Annotated in this window: 8 protein-coding genes; all 8 read right to left on the bottom strand. The window is 56.1% G+C overall.

Annotation, left to right across the window (positions count from 1 at the left end; translation table 11 throughout):
- Positions 1–88: 88 nt before the first annotated feature.
- Positions 89–1297 (bottom strand): hypothetical protein, encoded by a 1209-nt coding sequence (locus tag ACWHYZ_RS03900; RefSeq protein WP_447985981.1) that lies wholly within the window; start codon positions 1295–1297, stop codon positions 89–91.
- A 166-nt stretch (positions 1298–1463) separates the two neighbouring features.
- The gene (locus ACWHYZ_RS03895; RefSeq protein WP_447985980.1) at positions 1464–2555 is read right to left on the bottom strand and encodes an eCIS core domain-containing protein; all 1092 of its coding nucleotides are present in this window, start codon (positions 2553–2555) and stop codon (positions 1464–1466) included.
- A 151-nt stretch (positions 2556–2706) separates the two neighbouring features.
- Positions 2707–4215 (bottom strand): hypothetical protein, encoded by a 1509-nt coding sequence (locus tag ACWHYZ_RS03890; RefSeq protein ID WP_447985979.1) that lies wholly within the window; start codon positions 4213–4215, stop codon positions 2707–2709.
- A gap of 94 nt (positions 4216–4309) precedes the next feature.
- Positions 4310–5668, bottom strand: coding sequence for an ATP-binding protein (locus ACWHYZ_RS03885; protein ID WP_447985978.1), 1359 nt, complete (start codon positions 5666–5668; stop codon positions 4310–4312).
- A complete protein-coding gene (locus ACWHYZ_RS03880; RefSeq protein ID WP_447985977.1) occupies positions 5665–9567 on the bottom strand; it encodes a contractile injection system tape measure protein in 3903 nt (1300 codons plus the stop codon). Before ACWHYZ_RS03880 ends, ACWHYZ_RS03885 begins: the two co-directional genes overlap by 4 nt.
- 10 nt (positions 9568–9577) lie before the next feature.
- Entirely contained in the window at positions 9578–12058 is a 2481-nt protein-coding gene (locus tag ACWHYZ_RS03875; protein WP_447985976.1) for a hypothetical protein, read from the bottom strand.
- Complete coding sequence (locus ACWHYZ_RS03870; RefSeq protein WP_447985975.1) at positions 12058–12849, bottom strand: hypothetical protein; 792 nt, start codon at positions 12847–12849, stop codon at positions 12058–12060. The genes ACWHYZ_RS03875 and ACWHYZ_RS03870 overlap by 1 nt, the downstream gene beginning before the upstream one ends.
- A complete protein-coding gene (locus ACWHYZ_RS03865) occupies positions 12842–16927 on the bottom strand; it encodes a hypothetical protein (protein WP_447985974.1) in 4086 nt (1361 codons plus the stop codon). The genes ACWHYZ_RS03870 and ACWHYZ_RS03865 overlap by 8 nt, the downstream gene beginning before the upstream one ends.
- Positions 16928–16943 lie beyond the last annotated feature (16 nt).

Genomic DNA, 16943 nt, shown 5'->3' with positions numbered 1-16943 from the left:
CGGGAGGCCCTGATAGACGCAAGCTATCTGGGAGCCATGGCTCCAAGACTTGGATACAAGGCTACCGCACCCTTTCTGTGCCGCGAGGTCAGATAGGGGTAAAATCGATGTCGATGCCTTCGGCTGAGGTGGTGGTGATTTTGTCTATGGTTTTCTCGATTTGATCGAGATGATCCTTGAGAAAGTGGGAACTGCTTCTCGCGTTCGGCGTCCCAAGGACCGCCATGAATTCCTCCTGATTCGGCCTCCACACCTTGTCCTCATCACCCCATTTTTTGCCATCGGGATAGGCCATATACACCGTCTCCTGCGTCTCATCGTTAATGACCGTATCACGCTTAATGGTCGTGATATTCTTCATGGCTTGTTGTACTTTGTTCGCTTGATCGGGATCGGCGCTAAAGTGCTGCGATGCGGCGAGCTGGTACTGTTGCCACAGAATCTCGGAGTTATTGAGCCCTTTGCCCACCTCCAGCGCCTCGTCGTCGTAACCGACGACACCCGTATCCCGATCCTTACTGGCTCCAAAGTTCCAGGCGGCCTTGATAGTGCCGCCGGCCACATCAAATTCATTGCTGTAATTGCCTTCGTACATGCCTGTCGGCACCACCGGCTTTGGGGACTTGCCCGGATCGTATCCTCTAGTGTTGACACGATAACTCGTCCCGCCAAGGCCCTCAACCGTGTTGGAATAGTTCGATGCAAATCGCGAGTCATACCCGGTGCGCTTGCCGGTGTTCCCGCCCACCACGGTCCCTTTCTTGTCCACGTCCTTGTAGTCCGTGATGGCCTTGTTCAACTCTCCCCAATACCGCTGACCATTGTCCTTGTTAGTGTTATAGACCGACGTCAGATGCGCCCAAATGGCATCGCCCTTTTCGGAATCGGCGAGCTTGCCGGAAAGAACGGCGCTGGGCAGCTTGTATTCAGGGAATGTATCCATCAATTCTTTGTCACCAGGCTTGGTCGTTTTCTTGTGCTGAACGACGGGGCCAGGAGCGGCTGCCGGTGCGGTCTTTGCTGTCTTCCCCCAAAGCGCTTCGAGTCTCCCTTGAGAGAGCTCCACGTCTCCGGATCCATCTTTGAATGGCGCCGCCTTGCCGAACATGCGGGAGAGTTGGGCTCGCTGGGCAACTAAGCGCGGGCTATTGTGAATCGCGCCTGCCAGGCGCCGTGCAGCGCTCACCACCACTCCGTTGCCGGCAATTGTGAGACCCTCTCTTTGCGGATTCGCGTGCCCCGCACGGGATGCGGCCCATGGTTGACGGTCGGATTCGGGTTGATCCATTGTTTTCATGGCTTCTTCCTCTTATCAAAGGATAACCAGTTGTCGAAGGATAACCAGGCGAGGCGCCCTTGACCCTAACATGCGGTTGACCCTGAGTTGTTACCGACTACGTCAGTTCCGGTCGGCCGCGACCACGGCGGACACTGGTAATTCCACTCAAAGCAGTTCACAACGCTCACCGAGGTGGATATTGTCCGGTCAACAATCCTCTCTCAATCAAGGCCTTTGAAGCACGACTCGTCGTAGGATCATCATAGGCGCTCAGGGGGCCGGAGGTTCCCGGTTTACGGTCCGATCCAGTGTCCTCCTCTTGCAGGCTGGGGCAGTAGCAATGCCCTTTCCCATCGTTGTCCACGCAGTCGTCTCCGCCGCGTTCGCCTGAACAGTTGTATGTCGCCCAATCTCTAAAATTATGTTTGCTTGATGCATAGACTCGCTGCCCTTGGCAGTCTGCATTCTTGAAAAAGTAGCAGCTCAACTGCACGACTGCCGCATGGATGCCGTTCCGAACGAGCTGGAAGGGAGCATGTGATGGCATTCGCGAGACGACGTGCTGCGCGTGGCCTGCATCTTCCTCTGCACACGCATCACATTTCCGTTGGACCAAGGACTGATGTTTTCCGCCATCCGTGAGCGCCTTGGCTCCTATCACATCGGCCTCGTGCTCCAATCCGGCATCATCATTGATCGCGACCCCGTCTTTCATTTGCCTCGTCGGCTGTACACGTCCCTGTTTTTGCTGCACGACGTGCCAGGCCTCATGCGGGAGATGCTGCTCTTGGCCGGGCGCCACATGAATGTCCGTGCCTTGCGTATACGCAAAAGCTTGCAACTGCGCGGGCTTGGATGAGTTGTAGTGGACGCGCACATCATCCATCGCAAAACCGGAGAGAGCTTCGATGCCGGCCTTCAGATTATCGGGCAGACCGGTACGGTTGATGGATGAGGCAGGAGACCCCTGCATGTGCGCGACAACACCATTCTGAGGACCCTTGCCTTGAAGGATTTCTCCTGCGGGATGCTGGGGCACCGCTGTGTCGGCCTTCATCTGCAGTTCTTCCTCATCCGGCCCGCCCTTCAACTGTGCCGCCTCCCCAAAGATGCTGCGCAGTTGCTTCATCTGGGCGACCATGCGTGGACTGGCATCGATGGTCTGATTCAGGCTGAAGTGACTCCGTTCCTTCAAAGCTCGTTCGACCTGCGGGGTACGATTTATGACGGCGGAGCGGCGCTCCTGATCGGCTTGACTCGGCACAAACATTGTCATGGCCCGTCCTCCTTTGATTGCAAATACCACTGGCTTTTCGTATGGCACTGGCGGGCTTGACTAACGTCCGCCGCATGAGCCTCGCTGCATCGCAGGGAACAGAGTCGCCCTGCCGAAGCCACCATGCCTGGTCTTATCCCTCCAGGGTCACTTACGGGTAATTTGCGGCTCGCTTCTTATCCACCGTCGATTTCACAAAATAACCACCCAGCAGCATCAGCAAGGCCAAGACCACTTGCGTTTGAATCCCCTCCCACAAGCTCGGCACGCACAAGACGAGGGACAAAAAGAGCAGAATGATGATGACGCCTCCTACCAGGACGTAGACAAAATAGGTTCGATAGAGCCGCCGTAACTCGGCAAGGAACACCGAAAGGATGCCCCCTCCGACATACACGAATGTCAACCCGGCAAGAAGCGGGATCACAAAGGCCCGATGCAGGCACACAACAGTGCAGGGTGCTTTCGGCAATGCCGCCGACGCGAAGGTGATCACGTAATCCTCTTCACGCTGCACAATCTCATTGGCCTTCTGCGTCACCACCTTCTCCACGGTCTGGTTCGGTGCCCAGATCCCGACACCACCGAATCTGTTGCTGTCGATGGTCTTGAATTCTTCTCCGACAATCTCTTTGTCATCCGCCCCACGTTCGTTCGCATCGAGAATGATCACCAGCTTTTTGAAGATCTGTGAATCTTCGCCATAACGATAATCCTGAAACGCTTCATCCACGGCGCCCATGGCTTTGCCCCACTGTCCGGTCGACTCTTTCACATTTGGAATGAAGAGCATGAAATCGACGGATTCGGCCAGCAGTTCCATTTCTTGTTTCGTGAACAGACGACCCGGAATCGTGGTCGAGACTCCGTCCTTTTCCAGCGCGACGGCTCCATAATCTCCCAGTGTCAGGTGCAGTCGATAGGTTTCATTCTTTTCCTTGAGCGCCTTGTGCAACTGTTGGATGAAGGAGATATAGCTGTGTTTCAGGTGGACCAATCGGCGCTCAAGTTGATGGACGTCCCTACTGATCGCCTCAACAAGCTCTTGAGTCAGCTTCTGGGCACGCGCCTGCTGAAGTTCTCCATTCTTCTCCTTCAACACACCCATAGGACGACTAAAGTCGAAATCGATGGTGACCCCATCAAAATCATACCGACTCACAAGGTTCACCATATTGTCTGTGAGTGTCTGAGTAATCTGGCTACTGGTCAAGTCCAATGCATCCGGATCTTCATGATCGAACGTGAGCCAGGTGTTCTGACTGATCACAACATCGACCTGTCTTCCATATCGATGCGGGAGGTCGTTCATATGTTCATGGCTAGGCTCGTTCCAGGATGAAAAGGTGCCATAGGCATCCGGCGATAGGAAGGCATATTCGATCCTCGACCACATCGCGAAATTGATCGGGGTCTCTTTCGTGATGGCCTGAAATGGATACAGCCCGAACAGTTGGAAGGACGTGGGAACAGGTTCACATCCGCAATCGGTCGGGGTCCATTCCGGTGGGGTTCTGGCTCCTTTTACTTGGGCCCCGCCTTCTTGCGACGTAAATCTCTCCAGTACCGTGGCCGGTCCATTCGCCGATGGCTTGGGCTGTTCTGCGAAGAGGCTCAGCGGTACAGAAGAGACCAACAAGACAAGGAGCAGGAATCTCATGGCGGCATGGTTCATACGTAGTCTGTTTCTCTATCGCCCCAGGAGGCGTGGAGGTTTCCTTGCCCGCTCAGCAAGCCAAGGATTTGTCGGGCACTCATACTGTTTTTCCTTCCTTCATCAGCTCTCTTGCGATTCCCTTCTGAAGGTCTCCATGGCTGATGGTCTCTTTCCCATTCTGCAAAGCCCTAATGGCGGCGTAGCGGACGGCATTGGTGATGGCGCCACCGGAAAGGCTGTAGACATCAGCCAGTTTTTCTAGTGACACATCTGGGGCGAGATCGCGTCTGCCCTTGAGCATGCCCGCCCACAGTCGAAGACGCTGTTCCGCATCCGGCATGGGGAAATAGACGACGGACTGAAAGCGGCGTGCAAAGGCTTCGTCGATATTCGCCTTCAGGTTGGTTGCGAGAATGACCACCCCCGGAAAATCTTCAACCCGCTGGAGGAGATAGGAGACTTCCTGATTGGCATAGCGGTCGTTCGAGCTACTGGTTTGTGTCCGCTTGCCGAAAAGCGCGTCCGCTTCATCAAAAAACAAAATCCAGTTCTTGTGTTGCGCCTGGTCGAAGACATTGGCCAGATTTTTCTCCGTCTCTCCAATGTATTTGGAGACGATCATGGATAGATCGATTCGGTAGACATCGATTCCCGCGGCCGCGCCCATGAGGGTTGCCGCGAGCGTCTTGCCGGTCCCGGGCGGACCATAGAACAGGCTGCGATAGCCCGGCTTGATGGACTTCTCCAACCCCCACTCCTCCATAATGGTTTGCGAGTGGTGAAGCCAGGTCCTGATATGTTCAATTTCTTCCAACACGTCATCCGCCAACACGAGATCGTCCCACGTCAGTTGTGTCGTAATCAGCTTGGCTGGAAAGCTCATACTGTAATCCGGCTTATGGGAAATGCCTGAAGTCAGCCGGTTCAGGTACTCGGTCGAGATAATCAGCCCTCCGCTGAAAAACGGCTCACCCGTTGAGTGTGGCTCGACCCGTAGAATTCCCTTCTTGGCAAAGATATGATCGGCCTCAAACAACCGAATGATGTCGAAACGCATGTGCAGGTCGGCTCCCGCCAAAAGAAAGGAGGCCGTTTCGCAGGTTGGGAGAAACCCGCCGTGGCTTTTGCCCTTCCAGCCACCGAACTCGGTGAAGCCTCGATTAAAATTCTTGTTGGATACAAAGAACGCGTCCAACGCCTGAGGCCGCATGTGAGGAATCAGGGCTAGGATCAGCACGAGACGCTCCTCGCGGCTCAGCTTGCACTCACTCACCAGGCGGGCATATTCCGAGCCGTCGTCGCCGTCAAGATTAGGAGGCGCAATGTCCTCGATGGAGCGATACTCGCACGGCTGCTTAAAGTAGAGACTGATGCGCGCCTCCAAGACCCGGCTGAACCAGTCGATTTCCTGCTCCAGGCTGGCAGCGTTGGCATACCGGACATGCATGGTCTTCATCGCCAATCCACATGAAGGATTCGTTCCATCCAGGGATACTTGATGATGGAAAAGCTCCAAGGAATCTGATCGAGCAGCACGTCATAGGCCCGCGGCTCTACGAGCAGATGCCATGCGTCTTCCTTGCGCTGCAGTCGCCCTTCGCGCTGCAAAAAGGATTGTCGCAAGCCGGCGCTCGAAGTTTGGCCTATGCTCGTCCAGTTCCGGATCATCCCCTGGATCAACCCTTCGATGATCTCTTGTTCCGGATCGATGAGCGCGATCTCCCTTGCGATCGGAGTCCCGGTTCGCACGCCGCAGAGGAGCTTGTTCAGCACGAGCTGATATTCCGGTGAAGCCGTTCTTTCGTTGATCAGGTACTGCAGCAGATGCACGGCACGCTCTGCCGCCTTCCGGTCCTTAAAGGCTCCCTGCTCAGTCAGATACAGTCGGTCGAAGAGGCTTGGCAGATAGGGCGCCGCCAAAACAAGGCCGGCATTGGCAATATAGATCTCTTCATCACAGGGCTCGTCTTCGATCTCCTGCTCACGATGAGAACCGGTATTGGGTGTCTCGAAAGTCAGGCGCCGCGGCATGGGGATTGAAGCGTCGTCGGCCGTCTGTGAGAGCGCGTCAATGAGCGCCAGATGGCATGATCGCGTCGATGGAAGCATCGTCATCGCCAGCTGTCGGGCAAGAAACGCGCGGATCTCCTTGGCATCCATCGTATCGGATTGTTTTGCCAAATAGTCGACAAAGGCGACGGCGAACCTCTTTTCATCAAACGGACGGCCTTCCAGCACTAGATACGTAAAGAGAAACTGCCACTTCAGCCGGTGCAGGCGCTCGGGTGCGATGCAAAAACCCTTGACCATACCGGCCATGACGATCGTATCTGCAGCCTGTTGGGCCTGCGCATGCTGATCGGCCCGCAACAAGAAGAGGATACGGGTAAGGCATCGTTCCGGCAGCAGCTCAATAAGTTTTGTAACAGCCTTCGGATTATCGAGGCTCGCTTCAAACACCCGCCGCAATCGGGTAGGCTGCCGACTCAACACCTGCTCACACGCCTCTGTGAGGCGGACTATCTCTTCCGGAGTCACTCCGTAGGACTCTTTCAAGTATGCAGCGAGTTCGTCCTCAGGCAGAGTGGCGATCTGGGTTGAGGAATGGCCCCCCTGCGACTCGGTGGAACGTGGCGCCTCTCGGTCAGGCTGCGCATCGTACGCGCGGAGCACAATTTCGCCGGCGACCGCAGCGTTGGCTGCAGACATCGGTCTGTCCTCCTGCTCCAGCGCCAATTCTTCCAGCAACTGCACGAACTCGTGATGAAGCCGATTGGATCCCGTCACTTGCTTCACCCCCGCCATCAAGACGAGCAGCAGGTCGCGTTCCCGAAGATTGTCATGCGCGGCCATCTGCCGAATCACGCTGCCGAGATACGCCCGGGCGTTGAATCGACTCCCACGCTCCACCAACAGATAGGTCAAGGTGCATTCCCAGAGCCGTTTCTGCTGGTGGCCCGTTTCGGCGTTCGGGGCACCAGTCGCTCGCTGAAAGAGCTCCGGTCTCCCGATCACCTCGTCGATAAGGTCGAGCGCACTCGGCTCCACCGTCCCCAGGAGCTCTCGGAGCATAGAATCCGTAAAGTTCCAGGCGATCGTGTGCCTGATCTCCGTCCGCCGGCCATACTGTCTGAGTATCTCTTCCAGCCATGCCGCATGTTCCTGCACCAGCATCGGCCACATCGCCTCAATGTCGGCTACATGGCCACGCACCATCGCCTCGACCAGCCGGGTTCGCAGCCGCGCCTCCTGAAACGGGCGCTTATCATCAGCCGAAGGGGTAAGCGGAGACGAGAGGTGACGCTGCTGCAACTCGGTGGACAGCGGGACCTCTCGATCAGGCGGCAGAACTGTGTCCTCGCTACTCACTTTCTCCGCTGACCGGTTCCCTGCGAGGATCGCCTCTAAGTCAATCACCTGATTCAACATCAGGCAGGCAAAGATCTGCTCATAGTAGAGATTGGCATGCCGGGCTCGGGTCGCAGCGGTGTCCATTGCTTGGATGAAATCGGCACCGCCCGGCGAGGTCCCGGAGAGCACTGCGGTGATCAGTTGTCGGAGTTCGTTGGCAGAGAGCGAGGCCACCGCCTGTGCCCAGGACAGCACGCCGGCCTGAAGCTCCCGATAGAACCGCTGCAATTGCCAGGGACACTCTCGGATCAAGTCATTCAGTAGGGTTGTCAGTTCGCTGACGTCTTCTGGATAGCGCCCCCCCTCGCTATACAACCGCCCTGCGAGCCCTGCATAGAGATCATAGGCGCGAATCACGGCCTCACTGGATTTCTTAGACTCGGCTGCGGGTGACGGTCGGTCCTCATGTTCTGTCGCGAGTTCCCTCAGCATCTGTACCAACTTGCGGTGCATCGCTGAAGACGCTCTAATCTGATCCAGTGCCGCCGTCAAGGAGCGCAGCAGGTCGCGCTCGCCTAGATTGTCATGCGCAGCCATCTGCCGAATCACGCTTCCGAGGTACGCGCGCGCATTGAATCGACTCCCGCGCTCCACCAGCAAATAGGCAAGGGTGCACTCCCAAAGCCGTTTCTTCTGACGGCCTGGCTCCGCGGGCGGGGCGTCGCTCGCTCGCTGGAAGAGCTCCGGTCTCTCGATCACCTCATCGATAAACTCGCGCGCACCCGGCTCGACGATCCCCACAAGCTCCCGGAGCATAGAATCCGTAAAGTTCCAGGCAATCGTGTGCCTGACCTCCGCCCGCCGCCCGTACTGTCTGAGTATCCCTTCCAGCCATGCCGCATGTTCCTGCACCAGCATCGGCCACATCGCCTCAATGCCGGCCACACGGCTACGGACCATCGCCTCAACCATCTGGGTTCGCAGGTGCGCCTCTTGAAGGGGTACCGCAACCTCCACGCCGTCCCATTCGGCTGCTCCCATCTCAGCATCTTCCTCGCCGTCAGGGAATGGCGCTATCTTCGCTATTTCTACATCCGCCGGTAGCGCGTGCCTTTGCGTGCCGTTTTCCGTTGTTCTCAACGTGTTCAGAATGGCAATCAATGGCACATGATCTTCCTGGGGATGGTCAGCTTGGACCGCTTCGTGAGCAACGAGGGCTAAGAGCTGCGAATACGTCGCGCCTTCGTAGAGCGAGACCCTCCTCAACACCCGATCGACCAGATCCTTCGGATGAACAATGGTTCCGTGAAGCACCACGAGCTCCTCGATGAGCGCTTTCCAAAGAGACTGACCTAGGTCACGGTTCACCGGACCTCTGGCGCGCATGTGCATCGGGACGGTTCGCAAATCATCAATCAGAGCCACGATCGCACTTGAATAGCCGGATACCAATGCCCTCACGATGCCGGCCAGAATGTGAACGGGAAACTGATTCACCAGTCGTTGGATGGGACGTTCTCTCGCTGCTGATTGCTTTAAAAAAGTGACGAGCTGCTCGGAACTTGACTCAACGATGCGTTGGAGCATGCGATCACTATTCTCGCTATCGGTCGGATTCGCCTGCCAAGGCAGGCGACCCGTTCGGAGAAAGTATTCGAGCCGCTCGAATTGGGAGCGTGGTTGCGAGAGGACCGCTTCTGTGGCTGTCGAGGCCGTCTCTATCGACCGAAGTTGTTCTCGCAAGACGCTCCCCAGTCGTTCTCGCAGCCTGCGTGGCATCTCGTCCTGAAAGCCGTGGTCCCCCATGGGGCCTAAATCGATTTCCAGGCGGTCAAGTCTGAGCACTTTATCTACCGGGCCATATTCAGTAAAAACTTCGTCCACGACCGGCATCAGCCGGCGCTGAACATAGTCGCTCATCATTGCCTGCTGTTCGAACGCGAGGTCTTCCGAGCTGAACGTCATGTCTATGACCGCGTGTTCGATGATGTGGCGATTCCCCATTCCTGAATGCCTACGGTTTCGCGTCGCGTCTTTTGTGATGGAGCAGGAAGACGATGAGGGCCTTGGCGGCCGCATTGCGTGCTTCGCTATCTTTCCTGGAGGCAGTGCGGGCATCAAGCCAGTTCTTGTAGAGGAGTTCGAACCGGCACATCGTGTCAAAATCCAGCCAATAGAACTCCGGGGCAATATGCGCCGGGCAACTCACTCGAACGGTCTCTTCGGCCAAGAGTTGGAATTGACGAGTGTGGCAGCGCGCCGTCCAGGCCGGGAAAATCACACTGAGTCGAAAGGAGTAGAAGTCGTAGTCATTCGGCAAAGCCAGGTCCGCGTGCGTCGCTCGGTCCTCGGGTCTGAGCAAAATGTGCTCCACGAGATGGAACCCCTCGCTCTCGATGTTGAGATGGATCAGAAACCAACGCAGCGCATTTGCCGCTCTCATCCCACGCGCCTTGTTCGCGCATGTTCCAAGGTACCACCAGGGCCCCTCAAGTTCCGCGCGGAACACCAGTTGATCATTCTCATTGGCAGTGAGGCTTCCCAGTCGATACCGGTCCATGTCGATTCCGCACCGCAATAACGCATCGCTGAGCAGATTGTGCTTCAACGGGAGCAGATCCTGAATACGCCGACGAAGGATAGTTGGATTGGCTCGCTCGCCACGCCTTGTCGTCGGGATCCGATGAAACTGCGCGCCCGGCTGTTCGTCGATGTCCTGCAGTGTGGTGAACTTCAGGTCCAGGATCCCGTTCTGCAATCGACTGTATTGCTCGTGTGAAATCAGCTTGAGCCCATGCTTCAAAATGGGCATCGTCAGCGACCGGCTCTGCTGATGCCGAAATCCGAGCAGCAGGCTGACCTTCCGCTGTAGACCTGAGACATTGTACGAATTCCAGGAGTCGGCGTTGTAATCGAAAGCGCCCGCTCGGTCCCGACCGATCTCCACAATCTGTTTCAAAAAGGTGAGCTTGTTCTCCAGGAGGACCTCCTCCGCCCGTTCTGAAGAAGAGTAATAACTAAAATGCCGCAGAGATTCCTGAGTGAAGGTTTCCCCATGCAAAGCCAGCAGGTAGTCAAGCACACGACTTTTACGGTCCGTGGAGTCGTCGTACTTGCCGACGATCCTACGGAGAACATCGGTTGGAGGTTCCTCATAGAATGCGTCGATGCCGGGAATGATGGCATCGTCCAGCACTTGGCGACCATAGGATTGCTTCCGCGGATGGTCCGTCGAAAAGAGTGTCCGAAGATGATCCAGATGGGCCAGATAGTTGGCCATAGGTTGCTCAAACAGCAGAAGATACGTCTTCAGCTGTGCGGCCTTGGCTTTGACATCTGGAGGTGCAGAGTTCGGCACACCATACGGGTTGATGCCGTAGATGCGAGGAAAATGATTTTGGATGGACGTATAGACCGACAGGTTTCGGAATACGCCCTGAGGCCGCGCGCAGAGTGCGGCGGAGCCCGGAAATTGGCGCGTAATCGGCTCGTGCTTGAAATTCAGCTTCTTGTACCCAGTCACGACTTCCGGGGTCGGGACGGAGAGTTCTCTTCCATTCTTGCTCAACGTCACCTTGACTTCACCGGCGTCGCGAGGAACGCGCAGGCGGAGGACCGCCTTTGGCCATTCATACCCGAGTGGTGTCGACCCTTGTTCCTGTACAGGCACGATCGAGAGGCTCATGATCTGCTCGACGCCGTCGATTCCTTTGATGATCGAAAACAGATCGGCGAGTAGTGTCTCATCGCCATCGTCGTCCAGTCCGTCATCCTCGATCGCGCCGCTGCGAGAAATTGGTCCCCTGAGCATCTCCTCCAGGCTTCTGCCTTCTTGGAGGCCCTCTTGAACGGGGCACCACCTCACCCCACGCAGCACGCGCCGTGCGCATTGATAATAAATGTCCGCCATAATATCAGCGCGGTTCCGTTCTCCTGACACTTCAATTTCGGCATGCAGATCGCACTCGATCTCCCGGACGATGCTGACGTCTTCGACATCCTCACACAGGTTGCGGTTTCTTCCATAGAGGAGCCGCACCCTTTCACGCAGCTCCTCTCCGCTCGCCTCTCCTGGAAGTGGCCTTAGTCGTACAGCGAGACGCGAAAGCCCACGGTAGGTCGTGCCGCTCCCTTGGCACAGCCAGACATTTTCCAATTCAACTATGGCGTCGAGGATGGTCGTTTTGTAATCGGTGAGCGTGGTCGGGCGGCAGGGGAAGATGATGTCCGGAGGATGCAGGGCCAGCCGTGAACAATCGAGGATCCCGTCTTCATCCGTGAGGTAGTCTTCAACCTTGAAGTCCGTCCGATACAACAGATCGGTGAGCGCATAGCAGAGCTGCTCAAGAATCGTGACCCCGGGATCGTGGAGATTATAGTCCGTCCACATTTTCCCGGACAGTTCCTGGACTACCTTGAGTCCGTCTCGTTTCAAACTGTCAAAGCTGGTCTTGTCCTCCGCATCCGTCCTTCTCTCTATGTAGTGGCTTTCCATCAATCTCTCTCTGCTCCGGGCTCACGGCTTGTCTGCGGAGAAGATTCGCTCATATCCTCATCAAACCACAGCCTCGTTAGGTAATACCTGATCTGAACGTCATCTCCATAGTCGCTGTTGGAGCGAAGCTGCAGCGTGTATTTTTGATTGGCTCCGTACCAGCGCAGCTTTAACTTATCGGTGAATGAACGGTAATACGCCTGGTGGTATCGGATTCGTTTTTTCAGGTTCAGGAAATTAAAGAACAGTCCTTTTGGATTGAAGGTATTGATGGCAACGGCCTGCATCAGTGCATACTTTCCTGTCCGTCGTTTCCCGACGCCGGCCATCACTTCAAACGCCTGGCAGCCGCTCAGTTCATTGGTGATGTCATGCCAGGCGCCGTCAGCCGGGACCGTTGTGTCCTTGGTCACTGTGACGCCGATTCGCCCTTCCGCTCTGATGACTCCGGCCACATCGAGCGGCCATGCCGGTTCCTTTTGATTCACCCCCACATGGCCGCTCTCGGTCAATGCCAAGGGCAGCGTCGCGCCCTGGAGGTTTTGAAAGAGGAGGGTGTGGTGGCCCTCATCATACCGGACGACCCACATGGGTTGATCATTCCGGCCAAAAGTGATCAGCTGGTCATAATTCCCGACGGAGGAAATTTCCAAACCCTTCTCGGGCGACTTGCTAAATCCTTCATCGATCGTGTTCAGGGCGGAGTCGATGAAATCGTGGAACTGCTCTTCAGACGGCAACGCCCCCTTTTTAAAAAAGGCTTTGAGCGTGTCTCGATTCCTCCTAGCCATGCTGAGTCGAGCCTATGATCAACGTCGTTCCGATTTCCAATTCATTGAGTCCTGTTCGTTTGGCCTGAATCGTCTGCCGACGATCCATGGTCTGAATAAAATGCGTCCTGATCGGGATCGCAAGGCTCCACGGATATTTCGGCCGGATTTCTTCAGACGCGCCATGCGCACTTAATGACGCGCTGTCTGAGTGATCCGTCCGTGGCCGGCGCTCGGTCATCGCCGCTGTGTCTTCAAGGCTGAATCGATCCTGGTCGTCCTCGGTGATATGGAGCATGGATAGATTGGTTACCGCGTCGACATAGTCCAATCCCCGGAGATAGGACTCAATATCTTCCCGCCGGATACACCAACCAAACCGGGCCTTGCACCCCAACTCGTGCCATGGAGACAGATAATCGTTGATAGCCCCGTTCAGCCTCTCGAGCGAGAGTCCCGAGCTTAGGTCCGTGGTGAATTTGACGGTACACCTGATCTGTATCTGTTCATACACCGGATTGCGCACCTCAATTTCAACGCAAGGGGCGGCCAGGTTATGAATGAACGTGTGGATGCGGTTCAACTCATGTGCATTGACCATGGCGCGGAAATCGTTGCTGCGCTCACCCGCCTTTACGTACGGAACGACCACGATCAAGACGTGACCGGGATGGGGCTCCGCTTTTCCGAACATCGTGTGTGGAAAGCACTTCACTTTGAACAGGCCCGGGAACTCGCCCAGAATCAGCCGCTCGTAATCCCACGGCGTTGACGCCCTGTATTTGTGACGCAGCCTCTCGCTGAGGCGCGTGTTCAGCTGAGTCCGGCTCTCCGCAGGTCTTCGGCCAAACGCGTCCCCGATCTGACGCACCTTTCCAAGCCCGGGAATCGAGACCACCGGCCGGCATTGGATTCCTGCCTGGAGCGTCTTTGGTGAGACCGGGCTGCCACTGTCGCAGCGCGTGACCTTGAGCGCGTGGGCTTGCACTGAGTAGAGGCTGCAGAAGGAGTCCAGGAGCGTGTTGGCAGACACTCTCAGCCAGGACAGATCCTCGGACATAATGGTGTTGTCCTGATTAATCTGGTCGGGAAGATTCAGAGTGACGACGCCTGAAGACAAAAAGCCGTCCGTCGTATCGGACACCACACACGACTGATCGAGCCGTCGCCAACGATTAGAGGCGAGATAAAACCACGTGATCTCCGGTCGCTCACATGATGGCTCTTGGGTAGAATCGTCGGACAAATGAAACAAGAGAGTCAGGGGTCCTTTCAATCGTCGAGCAGAAAGTCCAATAAAGAGATTTCCGTCGTAGTGGTACTGAGGCAAGAGAGTAGGAGAGGTAGGCACCTCGGAGGGGAATACGGTTTCCACACCGAACGGATGGAGGTGGAACACCATTTCGCCCGCGTCATTCGCATCGATGAGGCCAGACTCCACATGAAGATGGCTCTTGGCCGTGTACTCCAATCCCATTCGCTTGATCAGCGGGGTATAGGGAGAATTGGGGATGGGCGTCGCCGACTTCAGTTTTGCATTCTGCGACAAGACCTGAGCCAGCAGTGGTGCATACTCCCGATGACCGAATGCATCATCAGGTGCCACGAGTGCCATCTTGAAAAAACCGTTCCTCGCGTTGACACCGAACCGGTATTCTTCTTCCGAAAGTGTCGAACCGATTGGTTTCCGGCCATGAAGAATATCAACCGGCAGGACACGGGTCTCGTTGATCCTGCCTTCAGTCTTTTCCGCATCGAATAACGCGATCTTTTGACGGCGACTGTCTTGCGCCGGCTGCCAATGGCCATCCTGAAGACTTAACAGTTCGACTTGAAAACTCTCGGTAGACAGCGGGGGCCCATACCCTTGGTAATAGCTCCGGAATCCGCCGGCGTCTTTCGGCAGATCGCCCCACTCGATCTTCAGTTTCAGCTCAACGAGCTTCTTTCTTGCCATCTCATAATTTCCGACCACCATGTACGAGTGAACTGTGGGCAGGGGGCCGAAGGGCTGGAAGGGTTTCGACGGGTCGAGCTGTCCGTAGTTATTGTAGACCAGCACATCGTTCACCTCTTCGACTGCGGTCTCAATGGCAATATCACGTACCGGCTGGTCCTCAAACAACGAGTAGGCGCACCGAGTGCTTTGCGCATTCAGGCAGAAGCGAATGACCGGCAGCTGCGTCTTCCACCGGCCACCATGCACCTCAGCCATATAGGAAGTGATCGGCGCAATGCCCGGGCCCAACGTGAGGCTGCATGTGAGGCCGCCGCTGGAAAGCTCCATCTCACTCCGGTGAAGCTGCATCGTGTAGTGCCCGACATCATGCCATCCCTGTTCCGTGGTGAGACTGATCGTGAACAGGTTGTTGAGGAATGTGTAGGCAAGCGCCTCCCGGTCTCCACCGAAGAGAGCACGAATAGCCTGATAAGATACTGCGGGATCCGACCACCTTTGCACGCGTTCGAGAATGAGCTGTTTATCTTCCTCGGTCAGCCATTCTTCTAACACCGTCACTCGATGGCCCTCTTGCCTGATTTGGTAAGTCCGCTCCCCGCTTGTGAGGCTCCAGCGTTTCCCCTCGATGATGACTTCGATCCGCGCACCCACAAGCGCACAGCTGTGAGTCGCAAACTCCTGACGTAAACCCTCCGGGCATTCCTTCTTGTCCAATAGGATGCGCCACTGCACATTCTCCAGGCTAAAACAGTGTCGTTCCGGACCGGTGAGAAGATATCGGCTGAACACCTTCCCCAGCTGTTTGGCAAATGCTTCGCTCGATTCAGCCTGCTTGAGGAGTTCCAAGGGGGCACGTCCGGAGGCCTCATCACTTGCCGCTGGGCCTTTAAAGTGCAGGGTGATGTCGATCTTTCGCCGCCCTTCTTTGAGGAACAGAATCGGTGAAGCAATCGCAAAACCCATTTCTGCGTGTTCGGCTAGTCCGTGTCTTTTTTCTCCAGCGCCGAAGAGAGGCCAAGCCGTGATGGGCCGATCACTCTCAAGAGAGCCAGGAAGCAGAACGCGTATGGTTTGAGCCCGGGTGACATACTGTAACTCCCGCTCGGGCACTATCAGGCGATCCCGCTCCAAGTACAGGGTGTACAACAATTTGACTTGAGCGTCGGTCACGACCAGACAGTCATCGGCCCGGTACAGACGCTCGTGCTGGTCGTCATCCTTCCCCGCAGTGAACACAGTTCCCTTGGAGACAAACACATCATGATTGAGCGCCGCTGGCGCACACAGAAGATAGGCGCTCTCCGGGACAAACCTCATGGGAACAGCCTGTAGACACTGGTGGTAATAAAAAGAGAGATGCCGTTGGCTAAACGTGTTTATGGTGTCCTGCGCCTTTTCAAACAGTCGGAGAAACGCAATGAACAGACCGATGGCGGGGTTGTGCGTCTGACTCTGGAACGTGTCCTGCCACGACCTGGCCGTGCTCTTCTTGAAATAGGCAATCGCATGCAAGAATGAATAAAACGCGGACCGCACATGGCTGTGGGCTTCTGTCGCCGATGTCGCATTAGATAATTTGGATTGCGGAAATACGAGCGGCCCCTCGGTTTGCCCTATCCCCCACATATGGGCAAAGCTGCCGAAATCGGTTGTCTGTACATCACCTTGGCGCGTGAGGCGGCGGGTATAGGCCCGCACCACAGCGAGTTCCGCAGCCAGTTTGCCTTGAATCACCTCGGCCATCTTCAGGCTCAGCAGTTTTCCTGCGTGGCCATCCGACGCCTGCAATGTTCTGAACCAGAAGTCGATCGCCTTGGCCAGCCGGTACACGCAGGTGGCCATGCGCCGGAGACTGAACTCGGCAGCACGCAGGAAGTCTGACTCGAGCCGCTTGACGTTGGTGCTGAGAATCAATGCCATGACCACCGCTTCATCAGCGAGAAAGAGGTCAGCCCACGTGCCGTCTTTTTCATTTTTGACGTTGATAAAGCGCAACGCAGATGCCAACTCCGCCCCCATGGCCAGTAACTCCTCGGGTGTCATTTCGTCCACATTGAAATAGTTCGCTTCCAATGCGGACGGAATGCGACTTCCTTGGTCGGTTCCGTCGGGAATATACACGTTAGGCCATGAGGTCATGTTGCCCTAATCCACC

It is taken from the genome of Nitrospira sp. Nam74 (genome assembly GCF_965152615.1).
Note: the sequence above shows the minus strand (reverse complement) of the source record. Positions and strands in the feature narration are given on the sequence as shown.